Source organism: Sporosarcina newyorkensis, assembly GCF_900167515.1.
GTDB lineage: Bacteria > Bacillota > Bacilli > Bacillales_A > Planococcaceae > Sporosarcina > Sporosarcina newyorkensis.
On sequence record NZ_FUYJ01000001.1, the window covers coordinates 39,670 to 63,525 of the forward strand.

The following is a 23,856-nucleotide window of genomic DNA, read 5'->3' on the forward strand; positions in this document are numbered from 1 at the left end:
AATAGTATCAAAAGTAACTATTGGCAGGTGGAGAGATGAAGTTAACAATTGGTACGGTGTTGACGATTGAGAAGGATTACACAGAGGAATCCGAGAAGTTTAAATCCCGTGTTGTAGATATCGAAGAAGATCATACTCATTTTATGATGGACTATCCAATTAGCATGGAGACTGGGAAAACGGCTTTCTTCATTGATGGCACCCAGTTATTGATCACATTTGTTGATGACCTCAAAATGTCCTATGCATTTCGTACCGAAATTCACAGCAGGATGAATCGAACAATTCCGATGTTAAAACTGAAATATCCTGGAGATAAAGAACTGATCAAGATTCAGAGACGTGAATTTGTCCGAGTCGAGACATCATTGGATGTAGCCTTACAAGCTGATTCAGAATCGTTGCAATTGGTTTCATCCGACTTGAGTGCAGGCGGGTTGGCAGTCAATATGAAAAATCATGAGTATTTCCCCCAACAAACAGAGTTGGATTTGATGATTGTACTTCATTTTTCCAAAAATGAAATCAAATATATTTCCTGCAAGGCGAAGGTCGTAAGAAATTGGGAGCAGGACAATCGCCGGCTAAGCTCTTTAAAGTTTGAAGAAATTGATGAAAAAGATCGCCAGCATATCATTCGGTATTGTTTTGAACGTCAATTAGAGTTGCGTAATTCTTAAGGAAAAGTCTATCTTCAAAAGACTTTTCCTTTTTGCATATGGTACAATAAAGGCGAAAATGGAGGGGTTTTTAGCATGACTGGTGGAATGAGAATTGCAATCGACGGACCTGCGGCAGCCGGTAAAAGTACAATTGCTAAATTAGTGGCGAGAAAATTAGGATACACTTATATCGATACAGGAGCGATGTATCGGGCCATCACGTATAAAGTACTTCAAAATGCCGTGGATCCACATGATGAAGAAGCCATCGCTCAACTTGTGGGACAAGCAGAAATTGAGTTGCAACAAGGTGAGCAAGCGCAAAAGGTAATTTTGGACGGTCGCGATGTGACGGAGGTCATTCGTTCACATGAAGTGACTTCCCAAGTTTCCGCAATTGCGGCACTTACGTCAGTTCGTCAACTTTTAATGAAAAAACAACAGAACTTAGCAAAAGATTCATCTGTCGTAATGGACGGCAGGGATATCGGCACGTCTGTGCTGCCAGATGCGGAATTGAAGATCTTCATGACGGCATCCGTGGAAGAACGAGCAGAGAGACGTTTATTAGAAGAAAAGCAACGGGGCAATACAGTGGATTATGAAACATTGAAAGGAGAAATATCAGCGCGAGACAAGGCAGATAGCGAACGCGAAATTTCTCCATTAAAAAAAGCAGAAGATGCGATTATAATTGACACAACGGGGAAAACAATAGAAGAAGTGACAAATAGTATCGTTGAATATGCCGAAAAGAGGTTAGCTCGATGAACTTATATCCTTTAGGCAAATTTTTGATCAGTACGATTTGTTATCCACTTTATCGAATTAAAGTAATTGGCAAAGAAAAATTCCCTAAAGAAGGCGGGGTGCTTTTATGCACCAATCATATAGATAATCTTGATCCGCCTGTAGTCGGAATCACTTGCCCGAGAACCGTTCATTTCATGGCGAAAGAAGAACTGTTCAAAAAGCCGATTCTCAAGTCCGTTCTGCCGCAAGTACAAGCGTATCCAGTGAAAAGAGGCATGAGCGACCGTGACGCCTTCCGGACGACGATCAAATTACTTCGTGATGGGAAAGTTGTCGGCCTATTTCCTGAAGGTACAAGAAGCAAGACAGGGGAGCTCGGTAAGGGGTTAGCGGGAGCAGGTTTCTTTGCTTTAAAAGGAGGCGAAGCAAAAGTAGTACCTTGTGCAATCATCGGCCCGTATAAAGCTTTTTCACAACTGAAAGTCGTTTATGGCGATGCAATTGACATGACGCCTTTTCGCGAAAGAAAAGCTTCTGCTGAAGAAGTGACAGAAGCGATTATGGCAGAGATCTCCAAGTTGATAGCGCAACACAAATAAAAGAATAAGTGCAATTTTTTGTTTTTAAGTGTAGATTCGAATACTATAGAGATAAGATTCATTATGGAGGAGGACTACATATGACTGAAGAGATGAATATGGATGAAGTAAAAGAATACCGTGAAGGTGATCATGTAACAGGTGTAGTTACAAAGGTTGAAGAAAAATCGGTAACTGTTGAAATCGCAGGCGCTCCATTTGATGGCGTCATTCCGATCAGTGAACTCTCAAGCTTGCATATTGAAAAAGCAGCCGATGCAGTCGAGGTCGGTGATGAATTGAAGTTAGCGATTACAAAAGTTGAGGACGATGCATATGTTTTATCGAAGCGCCAAGTTGACGCGGAAAATGCATGGGATTCATTAAAAGAACAATTTGAGAACGGTGAAATCATCGAAACAGAAGTAAAAGACGTAGTGAAAGGCGGACTTGTCGTAGACTTGGGAGTTCGTGGATTTATCCCGGCTTCACTAGTTGAAGATCATTTCGTTGAATCATTCGAAGATTATAAAGGACGTACGATGACATTTAAAATTGTGGAGATGGATCAAGAAAAAAATCGATTGATTCTATCACATCGCGCGGTCGTCCAAGAACAAAACGATAAGAAAAAAGAAGAAGCACTTTCGTCGATCCAAGAAGGCGATGTTTTAGACGGTACTGTACAACGGATCGCTTCATTCGGAGCTTTTGTTGATATTGGCGGCGTAGATGGCCTTGTCCATATTTCACAAATTTCCCATGGACATATCGAAAGTGTCTCCGATGTCTTGAAAGAAGGAGACGAAATTAAGGTAAGGGTCTTGTCTGTAGATCGCGATGCTGAACGTGTATCTCTATCCATCAAGGACACGCTGCCTGGACCTTGGGAAAATGTCGCTGAAAAAGCGCCGATCGGTTCTGTATTAGAAGGAACAGTAAAGCGTCTAGTGGCATATGGTGCATTCGTGGAAATCTTCCCGGGTGTCGAAGGACTTGTCCACATTTCAAGGATTGCACATACGCATATCGGTACACCTCACGAAGTGCTTGAAGAGGGGCAGACGGTTCAGGTGAAAGTACTCGATGTCAATCCAGAAGAGAAACGAATTTCATTAAGCATCAAAGATCTTTTGGAAAAAGAGGACGATCCTCGCGAAGAGAACTTCAGCTATGAAATGCCTGAAGAAACAACCGGCTTTTCATTCGGAGATGTCATCGGCGATCAGCTGAAGAAATTCAAAGAATAATATTATCAATGATGAGTCGATTGTGATCAACTAACAACAACTTAATTACTATGTATGATGAGAATGATGATGCTTTCATATGCATCATCATTCTTTTTGTGTATAATATTCAAAGATAGGTCGGAAGGGTGTAATGAAACAAATGAAAAAACCAACAGTAGCAATCGTAGGGAGACCGAACGTCGGGAAGTCGACAATTTTCAATCGCATCGTAGGCGAACGGATCTCCATAGTGGAAGATGTGTCCGGCGTGACACGAGATCGCATATACAGCCCGGCGGATTGGCTGAATTATGAATTCAATTTAATCGATACGGGCGGAATTGACATCGGTGACGAACCATTGCTGGAACAGATCCGTGCTCAAGCTGAAATCGCCATCGATGAAGCGGACGTCATCATCTTTTTGACGAACGGGAGAGACGGCGTAACCGATGCGGATGAACAAGTAGCCAGAATGCTTTATAAAACAAAAAAGCCGATTGTCTTGGCAGTTAATAAAGTGGATAATCCGGAAATGAAAGAAATGATTTATGATTTCTACTCACTTGGTTTTGGAGAACCATATCCGATATCCGGTTCGCACGGGCTAGGTCTGGGTGATTTATTGGACGCGGTCGCTGAAAGCTTTAAGGAAATGGATCTTGAAGAGGAAGATGAAGACACAATCCGTTTTTGCTTGATAGGACGGCCGAATGTCGGAAAATCGTCACTTGTTAACGCGCTTCTCGGGGAAGACCGCGTAATTGTCAGTGATATTGCTGGTACGACTACCGATGCGATCGACTCTGTTAAAGAAGTGGATGGGCAGCTTTTCAAGATAATCGATACTGCCGGTATGCGTAAAAAAGGTAAAGTGTATGAAAACATGGAGAAATACAGTGTGCTCCGTGCACTGAAGGCTATTGATCGATCTGATGTCGTCCTAATCGTCCTTAACGCGGAAGAAGGAATTCGTGAGCAGGATAAGCGGGTCGCAGGATATGCTGAAGAGGCTGGGAAAGGTGTCTTGTTCGTTGTGAACAAATGGGACACATTGGAGAAAGACGATAAGACGATGAACAAATTTATCGACGATATCAGGGACCAGTTTCGTTTCTTGGATTATGCACCGATTCTTTTTGTGTCTGCTAAAACAAAGCAAAGAGTGCATACATTATTTTCCAATATTCAAATGATTAGTGAAAATCATGCATTGCGCATCCAGTCGAGTGTCTTAAATGAAGTAATCGAAGATGCTGTAGCGAGAAACCCTGCGCCTGCTGATAAAGGGAAACGTTTGCGGATCTATTACGCGACACAAGTTGCCGTCAAGCCGCCGACTTTTGTTGTATTCGTCAACGAACCATCGCTTATGCACTTTTCTTATGAACGTTTCTTGCAAAATAGATTGCGGGAAGCTTTTGGCTTTGAAGGTACGCCGATTCGCTTGATCACGAGAGCAAGAAGCTAAGTACTAGATAAGAAAGGGTTGGGGTAATGGAAAACATCTCTATAATAGGAGCAGGAAGCTGGGGAACAGCTCTTGGATTCGTACTCGCTGAAAATGGGCATGACAGCTTGATTTGGACAAGACGTGCTGAGCAAGCGGATGAAATCAACCAACAGCATTCGAACAGTCAATATCTGCCTGATGTGAAGCTGCCCGAAAATCTTACATCCACTAGTGAACTGGACAAGGCGGTGCAGCATGCGAATATAATCGTCCTTGCTGTTCCGACAGTTGCCATGCGTCAAACGTGCAAAAAAATTCAAGCTGTACTTAAAACTCCTACAATTTTTGTTCACGTCTCAAAAGGTATTGAACCAGATTCCTTAAAACGGATTTCGGAAATTATTGAAGAAGAAGTGGATGAATCGCTTCGCTCTGCAATTGTCGTATTATCAGGTCCGAGCCATGCGGAGGAAGTAGTGCTCCGTCATCCAACGACTGTGACAGCCGCTTCATCCAATATGGAGGCGGCAGAGCGTGTACAGGATTTATTCATGAACAATTATTTCCGAGTCTATACCAATGCTGACGTAGTGGGTGTTGAGCTTGGCGGTGCGTTGAAGAACGTCATTGCGTTGGCTGCAGGAATATCGGATGGTCTGGGTTATGGCGACAATGCCAAAGCCGCACTTATTACACGAGGCTTGGCTGAAATTACGAGATTGGGTGTTAAGATGGGAGCGGAACAACAAACGTTCTCAGGTTTGACAGGTCTCGGTGATCTTGTCGTAACGTGCACGAGTGTCCACTCACGAAATTGGAAGGCGGGCAATCGCCTTGGCAAGGGACAGTCACTGGAGAAGGTGACGGATGAAATGGGAATGGTGATAGAAGGCGTGCGCACAACAAAAGCTGCCTATCAGCTGGCAGACCATTTCGACACGACCATGCCGTTGACGGAAGCTTTGTACTCGATTTTATTCGGAGGCATTCCACCGAAGCAAGCAGTCGACCAATTGATGAGCCGCGGGAAGAAACAAGAAATCGATATGTTCTTTGGCGGTATATAAATAGTAGGAAGGTGACAATTTTGTCCTCGTTAGATAAAATGTGGCTATCTTTTTACGCGATGGGTTTTATGGCGATTTCAATGGGCTTGATCTATACAAGTCGTTATAAATTGAAAAATCGCGTACTTAAAATCTTGTTTGCCATTATAGCCTATGTATTATTAATTACTTCGTTCTTTGCGATGGTCTATTTAGTATTCAATGGACCTACTGGAGGAGCATAAAATATGAATAGAAAAGTAATCGTATTAACTGTCATGTTGTGTGTTGGATTGCTGTTGTCGGGCTGTATATCACGTACACCTGAAGAAAAACAAGTAAGTGAAACGCCATATCCTGACCAGTTGGAAACAGTTCAAAAAGCAGTGGATAGTTACCAAGAACAAGCAGGTGGTCTATTGCCGATCAAAACGCGTGACATGGAAACCGATCAATATATCAAATATCCAATAGAGTTTTCAAAAATTGTACCGGATTTCACTGAAAAAATTCCATCCAATGCTTTCGAAAACGGTGGAATCTTTCAGTATGTCCTTACAGACGTTGAAGAAAACCCGACTGTGAAACTTGTAGACCTCCGAATAGCAGAGAAATTACGTGATTTGAATTTGCGGAAATTCATCAATGGCGAACTGCCATTTTTAGACCCGGTAGGCGAGTTTGTCTATGAAGTGGACTTTAAGAAAATGGGTTTCAAAGAACCTTTAACTGTAGAAAGCCCATACTCTAACGCTCACCTGCCAATTGTCGTAGCAGGAGACGGCCATTTCTACGTGGACTACTCCATAGATTTGAATAAGATTCTTACGGAAGAAAAACCTGAAGTCGAGCAAGGAACGGACATCCGCTACCTGCTTTCCGAAACCTCAGCCATTCTACCAGCCTACTCATTGCCATATACTGTGAACGAAGACAATGAGCCGGTATTTATGAAGAAATAATTTTTTTGTTTTGCTGGAAGTTGTTCAACTGATCGCAGTGGAAGTTTTGTTTTTGTATCACTTTGCAGAACGGACTATCTAGTTGATTGGAGTGGAGGGCGGCGACTCCTGCGGGATTAGCGTGACAGGTGAGACCCTGGACTGAGCGAAAGCCGTAGCGAAGGACGGCTTTTGCGGGTAAAAGCGAAGCGTTAGGAGCACACGCTCTTAGAAGGAAGCGGCTCACCGCACGTCCCGCGGAAAGCGTCCGCCCGCAACGGAAATCAATGGTGCCCCCACACTTAGTCATAAATAGCTAGATATTGAAAAACGTTTCATGCTTTATTATGCATGAAACGTTTTTCTGTTTCATAAACTACTATGCGGAGAAAAAGGAGGGCGAAAGATGAAAGAAGAATTATATGAAAATCTTGCTAGAAGAACAGACGGTGATATTTATATAGGTGTGGTAGGCCCTGTGCGTGTAGGTAAATCCACCTTTGTCAAACGAGTCATGGAAGAAGTCGTTATTCCGAATATGACCGATGCAAACGACCGTATACGCGCGCAAGACGAGTTGCCTCAGAGTTCCCCTGGCCCGGTGATCATGACGGCAGAACCGAAGTTTGTGCCCGCTCAAGGCACAAACGTATCAATTGGAGAAGGAGAACTGGCATTTCAGATTCGACTAGCGGATTGCGTAGGCTATGTAATCGACGGCGTCAAAGGCTATGAAGACGAGGAAGGACCGAAATATGTTCATACCCCTTGGCACAATGAACCGATCCCGTTCGAAGAGGCGGCAAGGATAGGCACAGACAAAGTCATCCGGGATCATTCAACGATCGGAATATTGCTGACAACGGATGGTACCGTTAATAATATTTCTCGCTCTGCTGCGGAAGTCGCGGAGAATGAAATCGTCTCTAAGCTGCAGGAAATTGGTAAACCGTTCGTCATTGTATTGAACTCAAAAATGCCTGCGCATGAGCGTGCACTGGATTTAAAACAGCAACTGCATGAAAAATATGGCGTTCCTGTCATTGCGATCAGTGCTGATCAATTGAACGCTGCGGAAATTCAGCTGATCTTAAAAGAAGCACTGTATGAGTTTCCGATCACTGATATTGAACTGCAACGTCCGGACTGGATGGAAGAGCTGGGGGATGATCACAAACTGAATGCTCGAATCGACCATGTCATCAATGATGGTTTCCTGGGTGTTTCAAAAATACGTAAAGTACAGGAGATTGCTGAATTATTGCAAGAAGAGGAGTTTGTACGGCAGGCTGACGTCGTAGAAGTCGATGCAGGTAAAGGAAAAGCGATCGTTAATATAGATATGGATGAACGTGCTTATATTGCCGTATGTGAAGAGTTTATGGGTAAAGAGATGCGATCCAAAAAAGATTGGCTCGTCTTCATAAAAGAAGCCGTGAAAGCCAAGAAGTCCTATGATATGTATGCGGAAGCGATTGATACAGCAAAGCAGTCGGGCTATGGTGTTGCCCTCCCTACGATCGCAGACTTCCAGCCGACACCGCCAGAGCTGATCAAACAAGATACATTCTATGGTGTCCGAATGAAAGCGAAGGCGCCTTCGCTGCATATAATACGAATCGATATGGAAGCTGAATTTTCTCCGTTGATCGGTTCGGAATTCCATAGTCATCACTTACTTAAAGAATTGAAAAATGCTTATTTACATGATCGGGATGCTCTATGGGAAACACAGTTGTTTGGAACCCCGCTGCATGAAGTGATGAAAGAAAGTATTCGTTTCAAGACCGCAGCGGTCCCGGACAAAGCTAGAAAACGACTGAGAGAAACAATTGAACAAATGGTGAATGACGGCAATAAAGGCATGATCACATTTATCGTCTAATGAATCAATTACGCCTCAGTGAGGAAGTGTCCAGATTTCGAATCGAACCTGTTCGTATAACTCTTTTCGAAATCTGTGACGTTCAATTCCAAGCGCCCGTCTCTCGGGTCACTTCGGGAAAGTCTCCAGTGCCTGTCAAGACTAATCAGGGCTTTCCACTTTTGACGACATTTGCTGAACAAGGAACTACTCCGAATTCATCCCATCTCCTATTGGAGAAAGAAATAATCTGCTGAATAAAGATAATGTAGAGAAAGATCCGACAAAAGCGGGTCTTTTTTCTATTGTTTTTCCTTTAAAAAGGGAGAAAAGCACAGAAAAACTGTTTATCGCGATAAAGCGCAATAATATTGTTGCACCGCCGTTTTTCTTATGTTACTCTTTTTACAGTGTTAACAGCAATAGCATCCCCTTTTGAGAGGAGGTGAACGGTGTGAATAAAACAGAATTAATTAACTCTGTAGCAGAAGCGGCAGGTCTGACGAAAAAAGACGCGACTAAAGCTGTTGAAGCTGTATTCGATACAATTCAAGCGACTCTTGCGAAGGGTGAGAAAGTTCAATTGATTGGTTTCGGAAACTTTGAAGTTCGTGAACGCGCTGCCCGTAAAGGACGTAATCCACAATCGGGTGAAGAGATCGAAATCGCTGCAAGTAAAGTTCCAGCTTTTAAAGCAGGTAAAGCACTAAAAGACGCAGTAAAATAATTCGAGATTTTACATAGGAGTCCGTCCAGCGAATCTGTCAAACAGATGGCAATGGATGGACTCCTTTACGTTTGTACATAATCAATTACACTCGGTGTAGTGGCGTCCCGGTTTTGAAGTAAGTGTGCTCGGTTCACTCCTTTCAAAAACTGTGAAATCCGCCGGCGTGTCTGTTGGATAAAGAAAAGTACCCTAACTGTACGGAATGTGTAGAATATGCTACTATTTTGGTGAAATAGGTTTTGTTCCTATAAGGAGGACATACTGTGATGAATGAGCAAGATTTAAATAAAATAAAACAAGCAGTCACGATGATCTTGGAAGCCATCGGCGAAGATCCAAGCCGTGAAGGCTTACTTGATACGCCCAAGCGTGTCGCCAAAATGTATCATGAAGTATTTGAAGGATTGAATAAAGATCCAAAAGAATATTTTGAAGTAGTCTTTCATGAAAACCATGATGAAGTCGTACTAGTAAAAGATATTCCATTTTACTCTATGTGCGAACATCATTTGGTCCCGTTCTTCGGAGTTGCCCACGTTGCGTATATACCGCGTGATGGAGTGGTGGCTGGATTAAGTAAATTAGCTAGAGCCGTGGAGACGACTGCAAAACGCCCGCAGCTGCAGGAACGCATTACATCGACAGTCGCAGATGCGATGATGGAAATGCTGAATCCGATCGGTGTCTATGTCATCATTGAAGCTGAGCATATGTGCATGACGATGAGAGGTATTAAAAAACCTGGTTCTAAGACGATCACAACAGTAGCTAGAGGAATTTATGAACATGACGACGTAAAACGTGCTGAAATTCTATCTCTGCTCAAAACGAACTGAGGCCTTTGCGGAACGCTCGATTTATATGCTATCATTAAGACCATATAGAGACTGGAGATGCAAAGATGACACAACCTGACTATTTAGTTATTAAAGCGAAAAAAGACGGAGTAAATGTCATTGGGTTGACGAGAGGCAACGACACAAAGTTTCACCATACTGAGAAGTTGGATCGAGGAGAGGTCATGATTGCTCAGTTTACAGAGCATACATCTGCCATTAAAATTCGGGGTGAAGCTGAAATCCATACAGCTCATGGAATCGTTTCGAGCGAAGAAAAAGAATGACCGGCAATTTAAGGCTGATGGGAATGGAGTTTACTGATGGATACAAAAGGATTCACTGACCAAGTCGACAATTATATACAAAACTTGCGAAGCGCTATTTATCAACCGATTGTCGAGCGAGATGCGGGACATGCACCAATCGATAGACAAAAGGCATTTTTGCTTTTACTGCCTATGTTGAATGGAGAGTCATGGACGGATGAAATGCATCAAGCGTCTTTAGCAATTGGCGCAATTCACACGGCGTTTGATATTCATGATCAAATCGATAGTACAGATGCTTCATCCAAGGAACAGCAGCTGATGGTGCTTGCTGGTGATCATTTCAGTGGCATTCATTATAAGCTATTGGCATCCATTCCAAACTTCCATCTCATCCGTTCTTTATCTGTTGCGATCGGCAGGATCAATGAATGCAAGACAACTTTGCTGCAAGAACCTCCAAATTCCATTGAGGATCGGTTACAATTGATTGGTGAAGTGGAAAGTGCTTGCATAATAGAGTTTTATCATACGTTCGGTTTTACCCGATATATTTCTATTGTTGAAGTGCTGTTTCCTTTAATTTGGCTGATAGAAAGCGGTCAACAGGACTTGAATCGAATGAAATTTCCGCATTTAGCTCCGAATGCAAGAGATACGGAAAAATGGATTCAACAATTGCAGGAAAACTTAGATGATAGATTACACAATAACTTTTATTTACATAAACCTTTAGTCGATCAAGTACTGAAGATGGCAAAGCAAGGGGCAAGCAAACTGATTTAGAAAGTAGGGGCAAATCGTGGCGGTCTCAAAAGAAGAAAAAGTTCATAACGTCTTTGAAAAGATTTCAACAGACTATGATAAAATGAATTCCGTAATCAGTTTCAATCAGCATATAAAATGGCGGAACGATATTATGGTTCGGATGAATGTGCAGCCGGGCTCAAAGGCATTGGACGTCTGTTGTGGCACAGCGGATTGGACGGTAGCGTTAGCTAAAGCGGCAGGTCCTGCTGGCGAAGTGACAGGACTTGATTTCAGCGCAAATATGCTGGAATCAGGCAGAGAAAAAGTGGCTCCCTATCCGAATATTGAGTTAGTTCAGGGGAATGCCATGTCACTACCTTTTCCAGATAATTCATTTGATTACGTAACGATCGGATTCGGCTTGCGGAATGTGCCGGATTATCTAACTGTTCTGAAAGAAATGCATCGCGTACTAAAACCAGGTGGAATGGCTGTGTGCCTGGAAACCTCTCAGACTAAAATACCTGTTTATCGTCAGGCGTTTCGATTTTATTTTAAATACATCATGCCGTTATTCGGGAAGCTCTTCGCAAAAAGTTATAAAGAATATTCCTGGCTGCAAGAATCGGCGAATGATTTTCCGGGGATGAAAGAGCTGGCACAGCTTTTTGTCGAAGCGGGCTATCAAGAAGTTTCGTATAAGTCTTACAGTGGCGGGGCTGCGGCGGGACATATCGCATACAAATAATGAGTAAATGGGAGAAGGTAATGGGTTTGGAAAAAATTAAGTTGATGTCACTTTACACGGATTTCCGGAAAGATGTGGCCTATATTGAAAAAGAGCTTGAACGTTCCGTGCAATCTTCTTCTCCCATTGTTCGTCAAGCTTCTTTACATTTATTAAAAGCTGGCGGGAAAAGAATTCGTCCCATTTTCGTTATTTTGGCTGCACAATTCGGCAACTACTCCCTCGAAAAAGCAGCAAAGGTAGCTGTGTCGCTTGAATTAATTCATATGGCATCTCTTGTACATGATGATGTCATTGATGATTCCGACATGCGACGCGGTTTAGAGACGGTTAAGGCGAAGTGGAATAACCGTGTAGCCATGTATGCCGGTGATTTCATCTTTTCACGTGCGCTGACTTCTATTGGCAGCATTGAAAAAGAAGCGGTACACCGAATTTTGGCGGAGACGATGTTGGAAATATGCAAAGGTGAAATCATTCAAATTGATTTTCAGAGACAAACCGACCAAGGCATGCGGGATTATCTGCAACGTATTAAGCGGAAAACGGCACTATTGCTAGCTTCCAGCTGTGAACTGGGTGCATTGAGTGCGGATGCGGATGCGGAAACTGTACGGAAACTCAGAAGATATGGCTATTTCACAGGAATGGCTTTTCAGATAGTGGACGATATCCTCGACATCACGTCAACAGACGCGGAGCTTGGTAAGCCAGCGGGCAGTGACTTATTGAATGGTCATATTACGTTACCTATTTTATACATAAAAGACGATGCTGAATTCAGACCGTATATGGAACGTGCATTCGCTGGAAATATGCTGGAGTCCGATCGGCAAAATATGCTACGCTACATCCGGCAGAGCGACGCAATAGACAAAGCACAGCATGTCAGCGATCTTTATTTAGAAAAGGCGCTAAAAGAACTTGATGGTCTCCCGAATGGCAAGTCGAAAAAAGCATTAATCCAAATTGCAGACTTCATCGGGCAACGAAAATATTGACGAATCTTGTTTATAGTTGAAAGAAAAAGACGTCAGTGGTACGATTTAAAAGGGTTATTCCCCGATAGACAGATGAAGGAGTGTTTTGACAGATGGAAAGAACATTTTTAATGGTAAAACCAGACGGCGTACAACGTAACCTGATCGGTGAAATTGTCAGCCGCTTTGAAGACAAAGGGTATCAAATGGTAGGCGGGAAATTAATGAACATTTCCGAAGAGCTTGCACAACAACATTATGGTGAACATAAAGAACGCCCATTCTTTGGTGAACTTGTAGACTTTATCACTTCTGGACCAGTATTCGCAATGGTTTGGGAAGGTGAGAATGTCATCTCAACTGCACGTTTGATGATGGGTGCTACGAATCCAAAAGAATCTGCTCCTGGAACTATCCGTGGAGACTTCGCTGTAACGGTAAGCAAAAATATTATTCATGGTTCAGATTCACCTGAGTCAGCAAGCCGCGAAATCAACTTGTTCTTCAAAGAAGAAGAGCTTGTGACTTATGACAAATCAGTGAACAGCTGGATTAACTAATCGCCAAAAACAGCCGAGCGAATTTCGCGTGGCTGTTTTTCTTATACATACGGCATGCTTTTTCCGTTATAATAGGAACATACATAGAAAGATAGGGCAGTAGGAGGGCTTTGCATGTCTGATTATTCGATATTAATTCAAGGGATTAAAAGGAAGACCGGCATTGATTTATCGTTATATAAAGAAGCCCAGATGAAACGTCGATTGACTTCCTTATATGAGAAGAAGGGCTTCCGGGACTTCAGAGAATATTTTGAAGCGATTCAATCTGACAAAGAGATGTTGGATGAATTCTTGGACCGCATGACGATTAATGTTTCTGAATTTTACCGCAATGCAATCCGGTGGAATGTGCTGGAGAACAAGATACTACCGCAATTATTGGAGAAGAATAAGAGATTGAAAGTGTGGAGTGCTGCTTGTTCCACTGGCGAGGAGCCGTATTCATTGGCAATGGTGATGGCAACGCACATTCCATTGCGAGATATTTCAATTTTGGCTACTGATTTGGACGCTGGCGTCATTAACCGTGCCAAAGTAGGGTTATATGGCGAACGTTCGTTAAAAGAAGTGCCAAAATCAATCGTCAGTAAATACTTCGTCAAAGAAGGGCAATCGTATCAAGTGGTAGAGGAGATCAAGAAAACCGTAACATTCAAACAGCATAATTTGCTGGAAGATCGTTACGATTCGAATTATGATCTCATCGTTTGCCGTAATGTCATGATTTATTTCACAGAAGAAGCAAAAGACCAGATTTATACGAATTTTTCTAAGGCATTAAAGCCAGGGGGCGTTTTATTTGTCGGCAGTACAGAGCAGATATTCAACCCTGAAAAATACAACTTTGAATCAGTGGATACATTCTTTTATAGAAAAAAATAATACGAACATTCAAGGGGGAACTGAACATGCGTTTTATTACAGCTGGAGAATCACATGGTCCACAATTGACAGCTATCATTGAGGGCTTACCTGCACAAATGGAATTGACGGCAGACATGATCAACAAGGAATTAAAGAGAAGACAAGGCGGTCATGGAAGAGGTCGAAGAATGCAGATTGAGAAAGACCGTGTAGAAATTTCTTCAGGTGTACGGCACGGTAAGACAATCGGTTCTCCTGTCACACTAACAGTCGTAAACGATGACTGGAAGCACTGGACGGGGATTATGGGTATCGAACCTTTGGCAGAAGATATGAATCCTGAGGACGTCAAACGTCAAATTACGAGACCGCGCCCAGGCCATGCAGATCTAGTCGGCGGCATGAAATATGGACATCGCGATTTACGGAATGTGTTGGAACGTTCTTCTGCACGTGAAACGACAATGCGGGTTGCAATCGGCGCAGTTGCCAAGCAATTCTTGCGTCAGCTAGGCATAGAAACAGTTGCTCATGTGACAGAAATCGGAGGAATCGAGACGGATCCTTCTACATATGCAAACCTTACGATTGAAGACTTGCGTCAGACTGTCGAGGAAGACCCAGTGTATTGTGCAGACAAAGAAGCTTCGGCCAAAATGACAGAGGCAATTGATGATATTAAAAAGCGGGGCGACACGCTTGGTGGAGTCGTCGAAGTGATTATTGAAGGGTGTCCTCCTGGGATTGGCAGCTATGTACAATTTGATCGGAAAATGGACGGCAAATTGGCTGGCGCGATGATGAGCATCAATGCGTTCAAAGGTGTTGAAATTGGATTAGGCTTTGAGATGGCAAGGATACCGGGCAGTGAAGTGCACGACGAAATTAGTTGGGATTCAGAGCGGGGGTACTACCGTAAGTCCAATCGCTTAGGCGGACTGGAAGGCGGTATGACGACTGGAATGCCTATCGTTGTACGAGGTGTAATGAAGCCGATTCCAACATTGTACAAGCCGCTTGAGAGTGTTGATATAGATACGAAGGAGCCGTTTACAGCAACAATCGAGCGATCGGACCCTTGTGCAGTGCCTGCAGCGTCTGTCGTGGCAGAGCATGTCATTGCGACAGAAATGGCTAAAGCGATCATGAATGAGTTCCGTTCTGATACAATGGACGGTCTGCAAAAGGACATTGAACAATATAGACAGTATGTAAAGGAGTTTTAAGATGGAAAAGTTAACGGTTTCCGTCAAAGAGCATCAGTACAATGTTTATGTGGGTTCAAAAACGTATGAATTATTTGCTTCAGAATACGCGGACCTGATTAACAGCACGGATAAAATCGGCATTATTGCAGATTCACATGTAGCTGAACTGCATCTTCCGTTATTGAAAAATGCGCTTGCACGCACAGGACGCGAGATTTCGGTCAAAATCGTGCCGGGTGGCGAAAGCTGTAAAAGTTCCGACGTGTATGTTGATTGCCAGTCGTTTCTATTGACGGAAGGATTCACACGTAATTCGCTTCTCATTGCTTTTGGCGGCGGCGCCTGCGGAGATTTGACTGGTTTTGTTGCAGCAACTTTCATGCGAGGCATTCGCTTTATTCAATGTCCAACAACAGTGCTCGCTCATGACAGCGCGGTTGGAGGAAAAACGGCGATTAATATGCCGGAAGGAAAGAATATGGTAGGAGCTTTTCATCAGCCGGCTGCAGTGTTGTTTGATACAGATGTCTTCAAGACGCTGCCGGCTTCTGAAATGCGTTCAGGGATGGCTGAATTGATTAAGCACGCGTTTATTTCCGATGCGGTCTGGACTGAGCAGCTTCTCGTAGAAGAACAATTTTCCACGCCATCGATCGAGTGGTTAGAAAGTGAATTAATGCAAGGGATACATGTGAAAGCGCAGATTGTCGGAGAAGATGAATTTGAGCATTCCACGCGTAAGTTTTTGAACTTCGGCCATACGTTCGGCCATGCGGTGGAAGCGGCATCGGGATACGGCAAATTGAGCCATGGGGAATGTGTCATGATTGGGATGGGTTATGCGTTTCTTCTTAGTGAAAAACATGGGGATATTTCGGCTGATTTCACGAATCAATACTTACAATTTGCGAAGCAAAACGGCTATACATTTGAACCGGTATTTTCATATAGCTTCGATGAGTTGTTGTCGTATATGCAGAAAGATAAGAAGGCTTCATTCGGAAAGATGAATTTTGTCATGTTAAAAGAAATCGGACAGCCATTTGTCAAGGAAATTACTACTGAGCAATGCAGGGAAGTGTTTGAAGAGTTTAAGCAGAAACTAGAGAGCGGGGGGATTGTGTGAGTGTCAGAGGTATTCGAGGCGCGACGACTGTAGAAAAAGACGAAGCACAGGAAATATTGAAGGCAACTGAAGAACTTGTGTTGGAAATGGCGAAGGTGAACCGGTTTGATCCAGAAGATATCGCTTCGGTCATCGTGTCTACGACGGTGGATGTCAAAGCGGCATTTCCCGCTAAAGCCATTCGTTCGATAGAAGGTTGGACGTATGTTCCTGTCATGTGTACACATGAAATCGATGTTCCAGGTTCCATGCGTAAATGCATCCGGGTCATGATGAACGTCAATATCGAAACGAAGCAAAGTGATATCCAACACATCTACCAAAATCATGCAGTTCAATTACGACCGGACCTACAAAAATAACTCATTTCTAAAAGGGGGCCCCAAAATGAATTGGAAGCCGATTTTATCAACTATGAAACCATATACTCCAGGCCGTTCAATTGCTGAAGTAAAACGTACATACGGACTGCAGGAAGTAAACAAGCTCGCATCAAATGAAAATCCGTATGGTTCTTCTCCCGCAGTCGCAGAGTATCTACGCTCTAAAGCGGATCAATTTGAAATGTATCCAGATGCGTTCACTGCTGGCTTGCGCACGAAGCTGGCAGAATTTCATCAGGTCGATCCGATGGAAATTTTATTCGGTAACGGTTCCGATGAAATGGTAACGATGATCTCAAGAGCGCTTTTGCAGCCAGGTACAAACACCGTAATGGCTTCCGTTACATTTCCTCAATATGCACATAATGCGAAAATTGAAGGTGCTGAAATCCGTCAAGTGCCTATGCTCGATAATGGGGATCATGATTTAGAAGGGTTTTTGAAGGCAGCGGATGATCATACAGCCATTATTTGGGTATGTAATCCGAATAACCCGACAGGTAACTTGCTATCGAGCAAAAAGATCAAAGATTTCTTAGATCAGGCACCTAAAACGGCTCTTGTGGTTCTTGATGAAGCGTACTTTGAATATGTCACGGATCCTGGACAGGAAGATGCGATGAATTGGATCCATGATTACGACAATTTAATTGTGTTGCGGACGTTCTCCAAGGCGTACGGGCTGGCTAGTTTCCGTCTTGGCTATGGCGTTACGAACAAAGCCAATATGGCAGAATTAAATAAAGTACGCAATCCATTCAATAATAACTCTCTGGCTCTTGCAGCGGCAGAAGTGGCGCTTGGAGACCAGCAGTTTCTTCAAGACTGTGTGAAGAAAAATCACACAGAACGTAAACGGTATGTCGACTATGCAGAGAAAAATTCTATAGCCATCTATCCTTCCGAAACAAACTTTGTATTGATAGAAGTACCGATGGATTCCGATGAAGCTTGTGAAAAACTGTTACAGCATGGGTTTATCGTACGCAGCGGGAATTTGCTCGGTACTCCGGGGTATGTCCGTGTGACGATAGGGACTGAACAGCAAAATACCGATTTCTTCAAAGCATTTGATCAATTATTAATTACTGAATAAGGATAGATGACGATGAAAACGACTGTAAGTATTATAGGACTGGGATTGATCGGTGGATCACTCGGTCTCGCATTGAAACGAAATCCAGATGTTCACCTAGTTGGTTTCGACCGCTCGTATGCGACTGCTGACGAAGCGTTCCGACGAGGCATCATTGACACAATTGCACCTTCAGCAAAATCAGCCTGTGAGCAGGCTGACTTTGTCATTTTCGCAACGCCTGTCAATACGACAGTGGCGATTTTCGAAGAGGCACTGGAGTGGACATTCAAAGAACATGCGATTGTCACAGATACCGGCAGCACGAAGAAACCAATCATGGATGCAGCTGTCGCCCTACAAGAAAAAGGCATTACTTTCATTGGCGGCCATCCAATGGCGGGTTCCCATAAAAGTGGTGTTTCCGCAGCAATGGAACATCTTTTTGAGAATGCCTATTATATTTTGACTCCAAGTAAAACAACGACTGAACATCAAATTACGCTTCTTGAAACGTTGCTTGAAACAACGAAAGCGAAACTCATCGTGCTGCAGGCTGAAGAGCATGATCGGATGACGGCCATTATCAGTCACTTTCCGCACCTTGTTGCCTCTTCATTGGTCGGCCGGTTGGCTGCACAAGAAGAGCAACAGCCTTTTGTCAAAAGGCTGGCGGCAGGCGGTTTCCGTGACTTAACTCGCATTGCATCTGCAGATCCTGTTATGTGGCGGGACATCACAATCCAAAATAGAGATGAACTGCTCACCCAAGTGGATGGCTGGCTGGACCAAATGAATACTATTCGGTCGATGCTTGTAGAAAATAACCCGGATCAAATTTTCGATTTCTTTTCTCAGGCTAAAACGTATCGGGATAAACTGCCTTCAACGTATGAGGGAGCGGTTCAAGGTGCATTGTATATGACATTTGATTTGCATATTGATATACCTGACCACCCAGGAATCATTTCTGAAATTACAAAAATCCTGGCTGACGCGGATATCAGTTTGACGAATATCCGGATTGTGGAAACACGCACGGACGTCTATGGGATTTTGGTGATCAGCTTCCAATCGGCAGCTGAGCGCAAGCGAGCCCGGCAAGTGCTGGCGCAAGCAACGGATTATTCCATGCATGTTCTTTGATTTATGCATGTATTTTTAAAGGAGGAGAGCGGTATGTCAGAACAAAAGACGGTTTCATTTGAACGACCTGTCCTCCGTGGAACATTGCAAGTGCCAGGAGATAAGTCGATTTCTCATCGTGCAGTCATGCTCGGTTCCATCGCTACAGGAAAGACGACAATCTCAGGTTTTTTGGATGGAGAAGATTGTCTGAGTACAATCGATATGTTTCGAAAACTCGGCGTATCGATTACCCGTGAAGGAACGGATGTTGTAGTGGATAGTCCTGGTATTTCCGCATGGCAAACTCCGACCGAAACATTGGATGCAGGTAATTCAGGAACGACTGCACGTCTTATGCTCGGTATTTTATCCGGATCTCCTGTTACTTCAACGATGTGCGGAGATCAGTATTTATCCAAACGTCCAATGAAACGCGTGACTGGACCACTCGGGTTAATGGGAGCTAACATTACAAGTGATGAACACGATGACTACTTGCCGTTGACAGTACACGGCACAAAGCTTGCGGCAATTGACTACCAAATGCCTGTTGCCAGTGCACAGGTGAAATCCGCTGTGTTGCTGGCAGGTCTTCAGGCAGAAGGTGAAACATCTGTCACTGAAATGGTTGTTTCACGAGATCATACAGAGCGTATGTTAAATCAGTTTGGTGCTGAGCTTACACAAGAAGGAAAGACAATTCGCATTCAGGGCGGGCAGCAATTATCCGGGACGGATGTGGTCGTGCCTGGGGATATTTCATCCGCAGCTTTTTTCATGGTAGCGGCCGCTATGGTAGAAGATAGCGAAGTATCATTCGAAAAGGTTGGATTGAATCCGACGCGTACAGGTATACTTGATGTATTGAAGGCTATGGGCGTGCGTTTGGAGCAGTCACAGGAGCAAGGTTTTTCTGGCGAACGCTACGGTACCGTGAAAATTATGTATTCGAAGTTAAACGCTATGGAAATTGGCGGTGAGCTGATTCCGAGATTGATCGACGAACTTCCTGTGTTGGCTTTATTGGCCACGCAAGCAAAAGGCAGAACAATTATTACGGATGCCGAAGAATTACGTGTCAAAGAAACCGATCGGATAGAAGCTGTCGCAACAGAACTGCGCAAACTTGGTGCGGACATTGAAACAACTCCCGATGGTATGATCATCAACGGACCGACGCCGTTAACTGGTGCTACCCTTCAATCGTATGGCGATCATCGGTTGGGAATGATGGCGGCGATTGCCGGTTTGATCACTTCTGGTCCGGTTCATATTGAAAATCCTTCATGCATCGCAATATCTTATCCGCAATTCTTCGAGGATCTTTCAAATCTCGCGAATGGATGAAGTTCAACAGAAAGTTCAGGTGAAAAAATGAATACATTGCAAGATATGGAGCAGCTCTTATTGGATGGGGACTTGAATGCCCTGAACGATGGAATAGAAAAGCTTCAAGCTACAACGGAATACGATCTTCTGTATGACGTCGCAAATCTTTTGATCGATTATGGATTTATCGGGCAAGCAGATGGGATTTTCTCTCACTTGCTGCTCGTTTTTCCCGATGAAGCACAGTTGAAAATCGATCGTGCCGCTGCATTGCTTGAATTGGGTGAAGAAGATGAAGCATTGCTCTTATTGACGGAAATTGGACCGGATGAAGAAGAGTATGTGCAGGCACTCCTTGCGCAGGCGGACTATTATCAAATGGTTGGTCTGGCGGAAACAGCGCTTGCCAAGGTCCGTGAAGCGAGTGAGTTGGCTCCGCATGAACCAGTCATCCAGTTGGCCCAGGCAGAGTTGCTGTTGGATTCCGGTCGGTACAGTGAAGCGGTACGGCTCTATAAAAAGCTTCTCGAAACGGCTGAAGAATTGGCAGGCGTCAAATTGACATCTCGCCTTGCGGAAGCCTACAGTGCGGGTGCAGCATACGAAGAAGCGATTCCGTACTATGAAGAGTTGCTCAATCAGGAAACGAATCCTGAAGAGCTGTTTGGACTAGGATTGGCCTATTATCAGACCGAACGTTATGCTGATGCAATTAGTCGATTAAAACGGTTGATTGAAATGGATCCTGATTATTTTTCCGCTTATATGCTTGCGGGTCAAAGTCATGCTCAGTTGAACGAAGATGACAAAGCCTTGGAATTTTATAAAATGGGGATCGAGCGGGATACATTTGATAAGGAGCTACAGCTTGCTGCTGGAAAGTCTGCTTTGAAACTTCAGTTGCCGGAAGAGGCTGAACGCTATCTGAAAGAGGCACTCGTTCTTGATCCGGAATATATCGATGCGCTGGTGACTCTGGCTTCCTTGTATAACCAAAGGGAAGAAGATGAGCTGTTAATCGAATTACTGACATACTCAGAAGCCGATCAGTTGGAGATCCCTCTCCTCCATGCATTCCTTGCGTATGCTTATGAACGGACAGAAGTATATAAAGAGGCATATGAAATGTACCGGAAAGCATATGATGGGATGAATGAAGATGCTGGCTTTTTAGACAGTTATGCGAAATTCTTACTGGAGGAAGGCAAACACGCAGAAGCGCAGCGAGTGATTCGACAACTCGTCAAGATCGCTCCCGATGCAGAAGAGTGGACAGCATACTTAGAAGCGCAATCTGAAGAGGAGGTGTGAAATGAAAGCCATGGTTCCTGTAACCGCTAAAAAAGATTTTTTGAGGTGGTTTTTAAAACGCTACAGATTGAAGCGGCGGGAATGTGTATGGATTTTAAATTATCTTCTTAGCAATGAGCATTTGTTGACCAATGTTCACTTTACAGACGAGGCTCATCACTGTCCGCGGGCAATGATTATCTCCACCACAGAAGTAGACAGTATCCCATTTCGATTTTACAAAGGAAATTTAATGACTGCAGATGCCGAGAAATCATTTCACGATTTGCGGTTGCATCCTGATGAAAAAATGTTCATTCAATTGAACTTCAGGGATAGCAATAAATGTCCGGAGTATGCGAGTGTTGCAGAAGAAAATCCATATCTGCCTGAAGACATTCTGACCAAAAAGAGAGACCAGGAAATAGCCGAACGCCTGCTTGAAGAAAGCGTGACGCTCATGACCAATGAAATGTTATTAAAGAGGATTGATGAAGCGCTTGATAATGGGGACCGGGAGCTCTTTATCAGCTTGACTGCTCTGTTGAACGAAATGAAAAAAGACAAAAACCAATGACTTCACCGAACGCGGTGGAGTCATTGGTTTGCCTTGCTGGAAATTTTGAGCTAAACTCTTATGAAGCAATGACGGGAGGGAAGAAAATGAACTGGGTACCAAAAGATGTGGATACATATATCAGTCAAAAAGATTATATCGATACACTCGTAGTGCCATTGATCTCAATTGATACAAGGCCGGAAACAATGAAAAACAGCGCATCTTCCTCAGAGTTTTTAATGAATCTATCGATGTTCATCGAGAAGCAATTCAAAGGCAGAATGATGTTCCTGCCTCCTGTCTCGTACACGCAGTCAACAGATCTCCAACAACTCGCAGATACGCTGTCGGAAGATCTCAAGCAATCGCCTTTCACACACATCTTCTACTTGACAACCGATTCGAAATGGACGTCTGTGACGTTAGAAGAAAAAGTGATCTGGCTGCCATCCATTCCGTTAGAAACAATGGACAACCATTTGCGTCAAACGATCATGGAAGACCAACTGAGACAAGTCCTTACGCACTTTATGGAAGAGTGGAATGTGCAGTGAGTCAGCTTTAGAACATTAAAAGCTAACGAAGTGAGCGGTCCGGGATTTGCGCTCCAGACGGTACGCTTTCCGGGGGGGGCTCACCGCGCGCCCCGCGGAAAGCGTCCACCCAGAGTGAAAGCTGTAACGAAGAACGGCTTTTGCGAGCACATCTTTGGTCTAAATCCCCGGACCGCTAGCTAAAATTTTACTTATACTAGCCCAGTCCAGTTAAGAAAGAATTTCATCCAAACCACCTATTTGAGAAAAATTAAAGAACCTTTCTCGTTTGTCACCAAATCTTAATATTTGTTCACAAACTTAAAGGCCATCTAAAAGCATTATTGAATTTACTTTCATCTTGATATATCATAGATATGTCCTAGTATTACAATTAGCAAAAGAATGTCCGTGGGACTGACTTTGGAGTAAGAGGAGGGAAATTACTGATGAGCAATAAAGTGTCTAGACGCACGTTCCTTAGCTATACACTAATGGGAACTGGTGGGTTCATGGCTTCTGCGATGCTGATGCCGATGATTCGCTTCGCAATTGATCCTGTATTGGCGAGTGCTGGCGGTTCGGATTTTATCCCGACACCACAAAAAGCCGACGAGTTAACTGAAACTCCGGTTCGCGTAGACTATACAATCAAAGATCGACAAGACGCATGGTATACTTCTGACGTATCGAACACGGCTTGGGTCTACAAAGAAGGCGACAAGGTCATAGCACTTTCTCCAGTTTGTAAGCACCTTGGGTGTACAGTGAACTGGGAAGGCGATGAGCATAAAAATGAGTTTTTCTGCCCATGTCACGCAGGACGTTACAAAAAAAATGGTGATAACATTCCAGGAACACCGCCGCTTGGACCGCTTGATGAGTATGAAGTTGAAGTCATCGACGGGTTTGTCAATCTTGGTGGAGTAATACCGAACACATTAGTCTAAAGGGTA

At 43.7% G+C, this 23,856-nt stretch carries 27 protein-coding genes; all 27 read left to right on the top strand.

Translation table 11 applies throughout. The features are described from left to right. Positions 1-35: 35 nt before the first annotated feature. The 27 genes from B5D59_RS00220 to B5D59_RS00350 all read left to right on the top strand — a co-directional run bounded on the left by B5D59_RS00220 (position 36) and on the right by B5D59_RS00350 (position 23,850). Positions 36-680 (top strand): flagellar brake protein, encoded by a 645-nt coding sequence (locus tag B5D59_RS00220; RefSeq protein WP_078816459.1) that lies wholly within the window; start codon positions 36-38, stop codon positions 678-680. A 75-nt stretch (positions 681-755) separates the two neighbouring features. Continuing rightward, on the top strand, positions 756-1,433 hold the full coding sequence (gene cmk, locus B5D59_RS00225; protein WP_078816460.1) for a (d)CMP kinase: 678 nt from the start codon (positions 756-758) through the stop codon (positions 1,431-1,433). After that, positions 1,430-2,014, top strand: coding sequence for a lysophospholipid acyltransferase family protein (locus tag B5D59_RS00230; RefSeq protein ID WP_078816461.1), 585 nt, complete (start codon positions 1,430-1,432; stop codon positions 2,012-2,014). Before cmk ends, B5D59_RS00230 begins: the two co-directional genes overlap by 4 nt. An 80-nt stretch (positions 2,015-2,094) precedes the next feature. Then, on the top strand, positions 2,095-3,243 hold the full coding sequence (gene rpsA / locus B5D59_RS00235; protein ID WP_078816462.1) for a 30S ribosomal protein S1: 1,149 nt from the start codon (positions 2,095-2,097) through the stop codon (positions 3,241-3,243). A 142-nt stretch (positions 3,244-3,385) separates the two neighbouring features. Continuing rightward, the gene (gene der / locus B5D59_RS00240; RefSeq protein WP_040758831.1) at positions 3,386-4,696 is read left to right on the top strand and encodes a ribosome biogenesis GTPase Der; all 1,311 of its coding nucleotides are present in this window, start codon (positions 3,386-3,388) and stop codon (positions 4,694-4,696) included. Positions 4,697-4,722: 26 nt separating this feature from the next. Continuing rightward, positions 4,723-5,745 carry an NAD(P)H-dependent glycerol-3-phosphate dehydrogenase gene (locus tag B5D59_RS00245; RefSeq protein ID WP_009497150.1) on the top strand — a complete coding sequence of 341 codons (1,023 nt, stop codon included), beginning with the start codon at positions 4,723-4,725 and terminating at the stop codon, positions 5,743-5,745. An 11-nt stretch (positions 5,746-5,756) separates the two neighbouring features. After that, entirely contained in the window at positions 5,757-5,969 is a 213-nt protein-coding gene (locus tag B5D59_RS00250) for a DUF2768 domain-containing protein (RefSeq protein ID WP_425441317.1), read from the top strand. A gap of 3 nt (positions 5,970-5,972) precedes the next feature. Further along, positions 5,973-6,686, top strand: coding sequence for a hypothetical protein (locus tag B5D59_RS00255; protein WP_078816463.1), 714 nt, complete (start codon positions 5,973-5,975; stop codon positions 6,684-6,686). A gap of 385 nt (positions 6,687-7,071) precedes the next feature. Next, on the top strand, positions 7,072-8,550 hold the full coding sequence (gene spoIVA / locus B5D59_RS00260; protein ID WP_009497147.1) for a stage IV sporulation protein A: 1,479 nt from the start codon (positions 7,072-7,074) through the stop codon (positions 8,548-8,550). Positions 8,551-8,983: 433 nt separating this feature from the next. Then, complete coding sequence (locus B5D59_RS00265) at positions 8,984-9,256, top strand: HU family DNA-binding protein (RefSeq protein ID WP_009497146.1); 273 nt, start codon at positions 8,984-8,986, stop codon at positions 9,254-9,256. 269 nt (positions 9,257-9,525) lie between these two features. Next, entirely contained in the window at positions 9,526-10,095 is a 570-nt protein-coding gene (gene folE, locus B5D59_RS00270; RefSeq protein WP_078816993.1) for a GTP cyclohydrolase I FolE, read from the top strand. Positions 10,096-10,160: 65 nt separating this feature from the next. Next, the gene (gene mtrB, locus B5D59_RS00275; protein ID WP_009497144.1) at positions 10,161-10,382 is read left to right on the top strand and encodes a trp RNA-binding attenuation protein MtrB; all 222 of its coding nucleotides are present in this window, start codon (positions 10,161-10,163) and stop codon (positions 10,380-10,382) included. A 36-nt stretch (positions 10,383-10,418) separates the two neighbouring features. Then, on the top strand, positions 10,419-11,150 hold the full coding sequence (locus tag B5D59_RS00280; RefSeq protein ID WP_078816464.1) for a heptaprenyl diphosphate synthase component 1: 732 nt from the start codon (positions 10,419-10,421) through the stop codon (positions 11,148-11,150). Between the two features lie 16 nt (positions 11,151-11,166). Next, entirely contained in the window at positions 11,167-11,862 is a 696-nt protein-coding gene (locus B5D59_RS00285) for a demethylmenaquinone methyltransferase (protein ID WP_009497142.1), read from the top strand. A gap of 26 nt (positions 11,863-11,888) precedes the next feature. After that, positions 11,889-12,863 carry a polyprenyl synthetase family protein gene (locus tag B5D59_RS00290; RefSeq protein WP_078816994.1) on the top strand — a complete coding sequence of 325 codons (975 nt, stop codon included), beginning with the start codon at positions 11,889-11,891 and terminating at the stop codon, positions 12,861-12,863. Positions 12,864-12,955: 92 nt separating this feature from the next. After that, positions 12,956-13,402 (top strand): nucleoside-diphosphate kinase, encoded by a 447-nt coding sequence (ndk, locus tag B5D59_RS00295; RefSeq protein ID WP_009497140.1) that lies wholly within the window; start codon positions 12,956-12,958, stop codon positions 13,400-13,402. A 114-nt stretch (positions 13,403-13,516) separates the two neighbouring features. After that, positions 13,517-14,287 (top strand): CheR family methyltransferase, encoded by a 771-nt coding sequence (locus B5D59_RS00300; protein WP_009497139.1) that lies wholly within the window; start codon positions 13,517-13,519, stop codon positions 14,285-14,287. A 26-nt stretch (positions 14,288-14,313) separates the two neighbouring features. After that, positions 14,314-15,495, top strand: coding sequence for a chorismate synthase (aroC, locus tag B5D59_RS00305; RefSeq protein ID WP_078816465.1), 1,182 nt, complete (start codon positions 14,314-14,316; stop codon positions 15,493-15,495). A 1-nt stretch (position 15,496) separates the two neighbouring features. Continuing rightward, on the top strand, positions 15,497-16,603 hold the full coding sequence (gene aroB / locus B5D59_RS00310) for a 3-dehydroquinate synthase (protein WP_078816466.1): 1,107 nt from the start codon (positions 15,497-15,499) through the stop codon (positions 16,601-16,603). Next, a complete protein-coding gene (gene aroH, locus B5D59_RS00315; protein ID WP_009497136.1) occupies positions 16,600-16,965 on the top strand; it encodes a chorismate mutase in 366 nt (121 codons plus the stop codon). Before aroB ends, aroH begins: the two co-directional genes overlap by 4 nt. A gap of 25 nt (positions 16,966-16,990) precedes the next feature. Next, complete coding sequence (gene hisC, locus B5D59_RS00320) at positions 16,991-18,082, top strand: histidinol-phosphate transaminase (protein WP_078816467.1); 1,092 nt, start codon at positions 16,991-16,993, stop codon at positions 18,080-18,082. Positions 18,083-18,094: 12 nt separating this feature from the next. Next, positions 18,095-19,207: a prephenate dehydrogenase gene (locus B5D59_RS00325; RefSeq protein ID WP_078816468.1), complete on the top strand. Its 1,113-nt coding sequence runs from the start codon at positions 18,095-18,097 to the stop codon at positions 19,205-19,207. Between the two features lie 33 nt (positions 19,208-19,240). After that, positions 19,241-20,536, top strand: coding sequence for a 3-phosphoshikimate 1-carboxyvinyltransferase (gene aroA, locus B5D59_RS00330; RefSeq protein ID WP_078816469.1), 1,296 nt, complete (start codon positions 19,241-19,243; stop codon positions 20,534-20,536). A gap of 27 nt (positions 20,537-20,563) precedes the next feature. Further along, entirely contained in the window at positions 20,564-21,829 is a 1,266-nt protein-coding gene (locus B5D59_RS00335) for a tetratricopeptide repeat protein (RefSeq protein WP_078816470.1), read from the top strand. A gap of 1 nt (position 21,830) precedes the next feature. Continuing rightward, positions 21,831-22,385, top strand: a complete 555-nt coding sequence (locus B5D59_RS00340; RefSeq protein WP_009497131.1) for a ReoY family proteolytic degradation factor — start codon at positions 21,831-21,833, stop codon at positions 22,383-22,385. A gap of 86 nt (positions 22,386-22,471) precedes the next feature. Then, positions 22,472-22,921, top strand: a complete 450-nt coding sequence (locus B5D59_RS00345) for a DUF2487 family protein (RefSeq protein ID WP_078816995.1) — start codon at positions 22,472-22,474, stop codon at positions 22,919-22,921. Between the two features lie 425 nt (positions 22,922-23,346). Beyond that, positions 23,347-23,850, top strand: a complete 504-nt coding sequence (locus B5D59_RS00350; protein ID WP_040758175.1) for a QcrA and Rieske domain-containing protein — start codon at positions 23,347-23,349, stop codon at positions 23,848-23,850. The last annotated feature ends 6 nt before the right edge of the window (positions 23,851-23,856 follow it).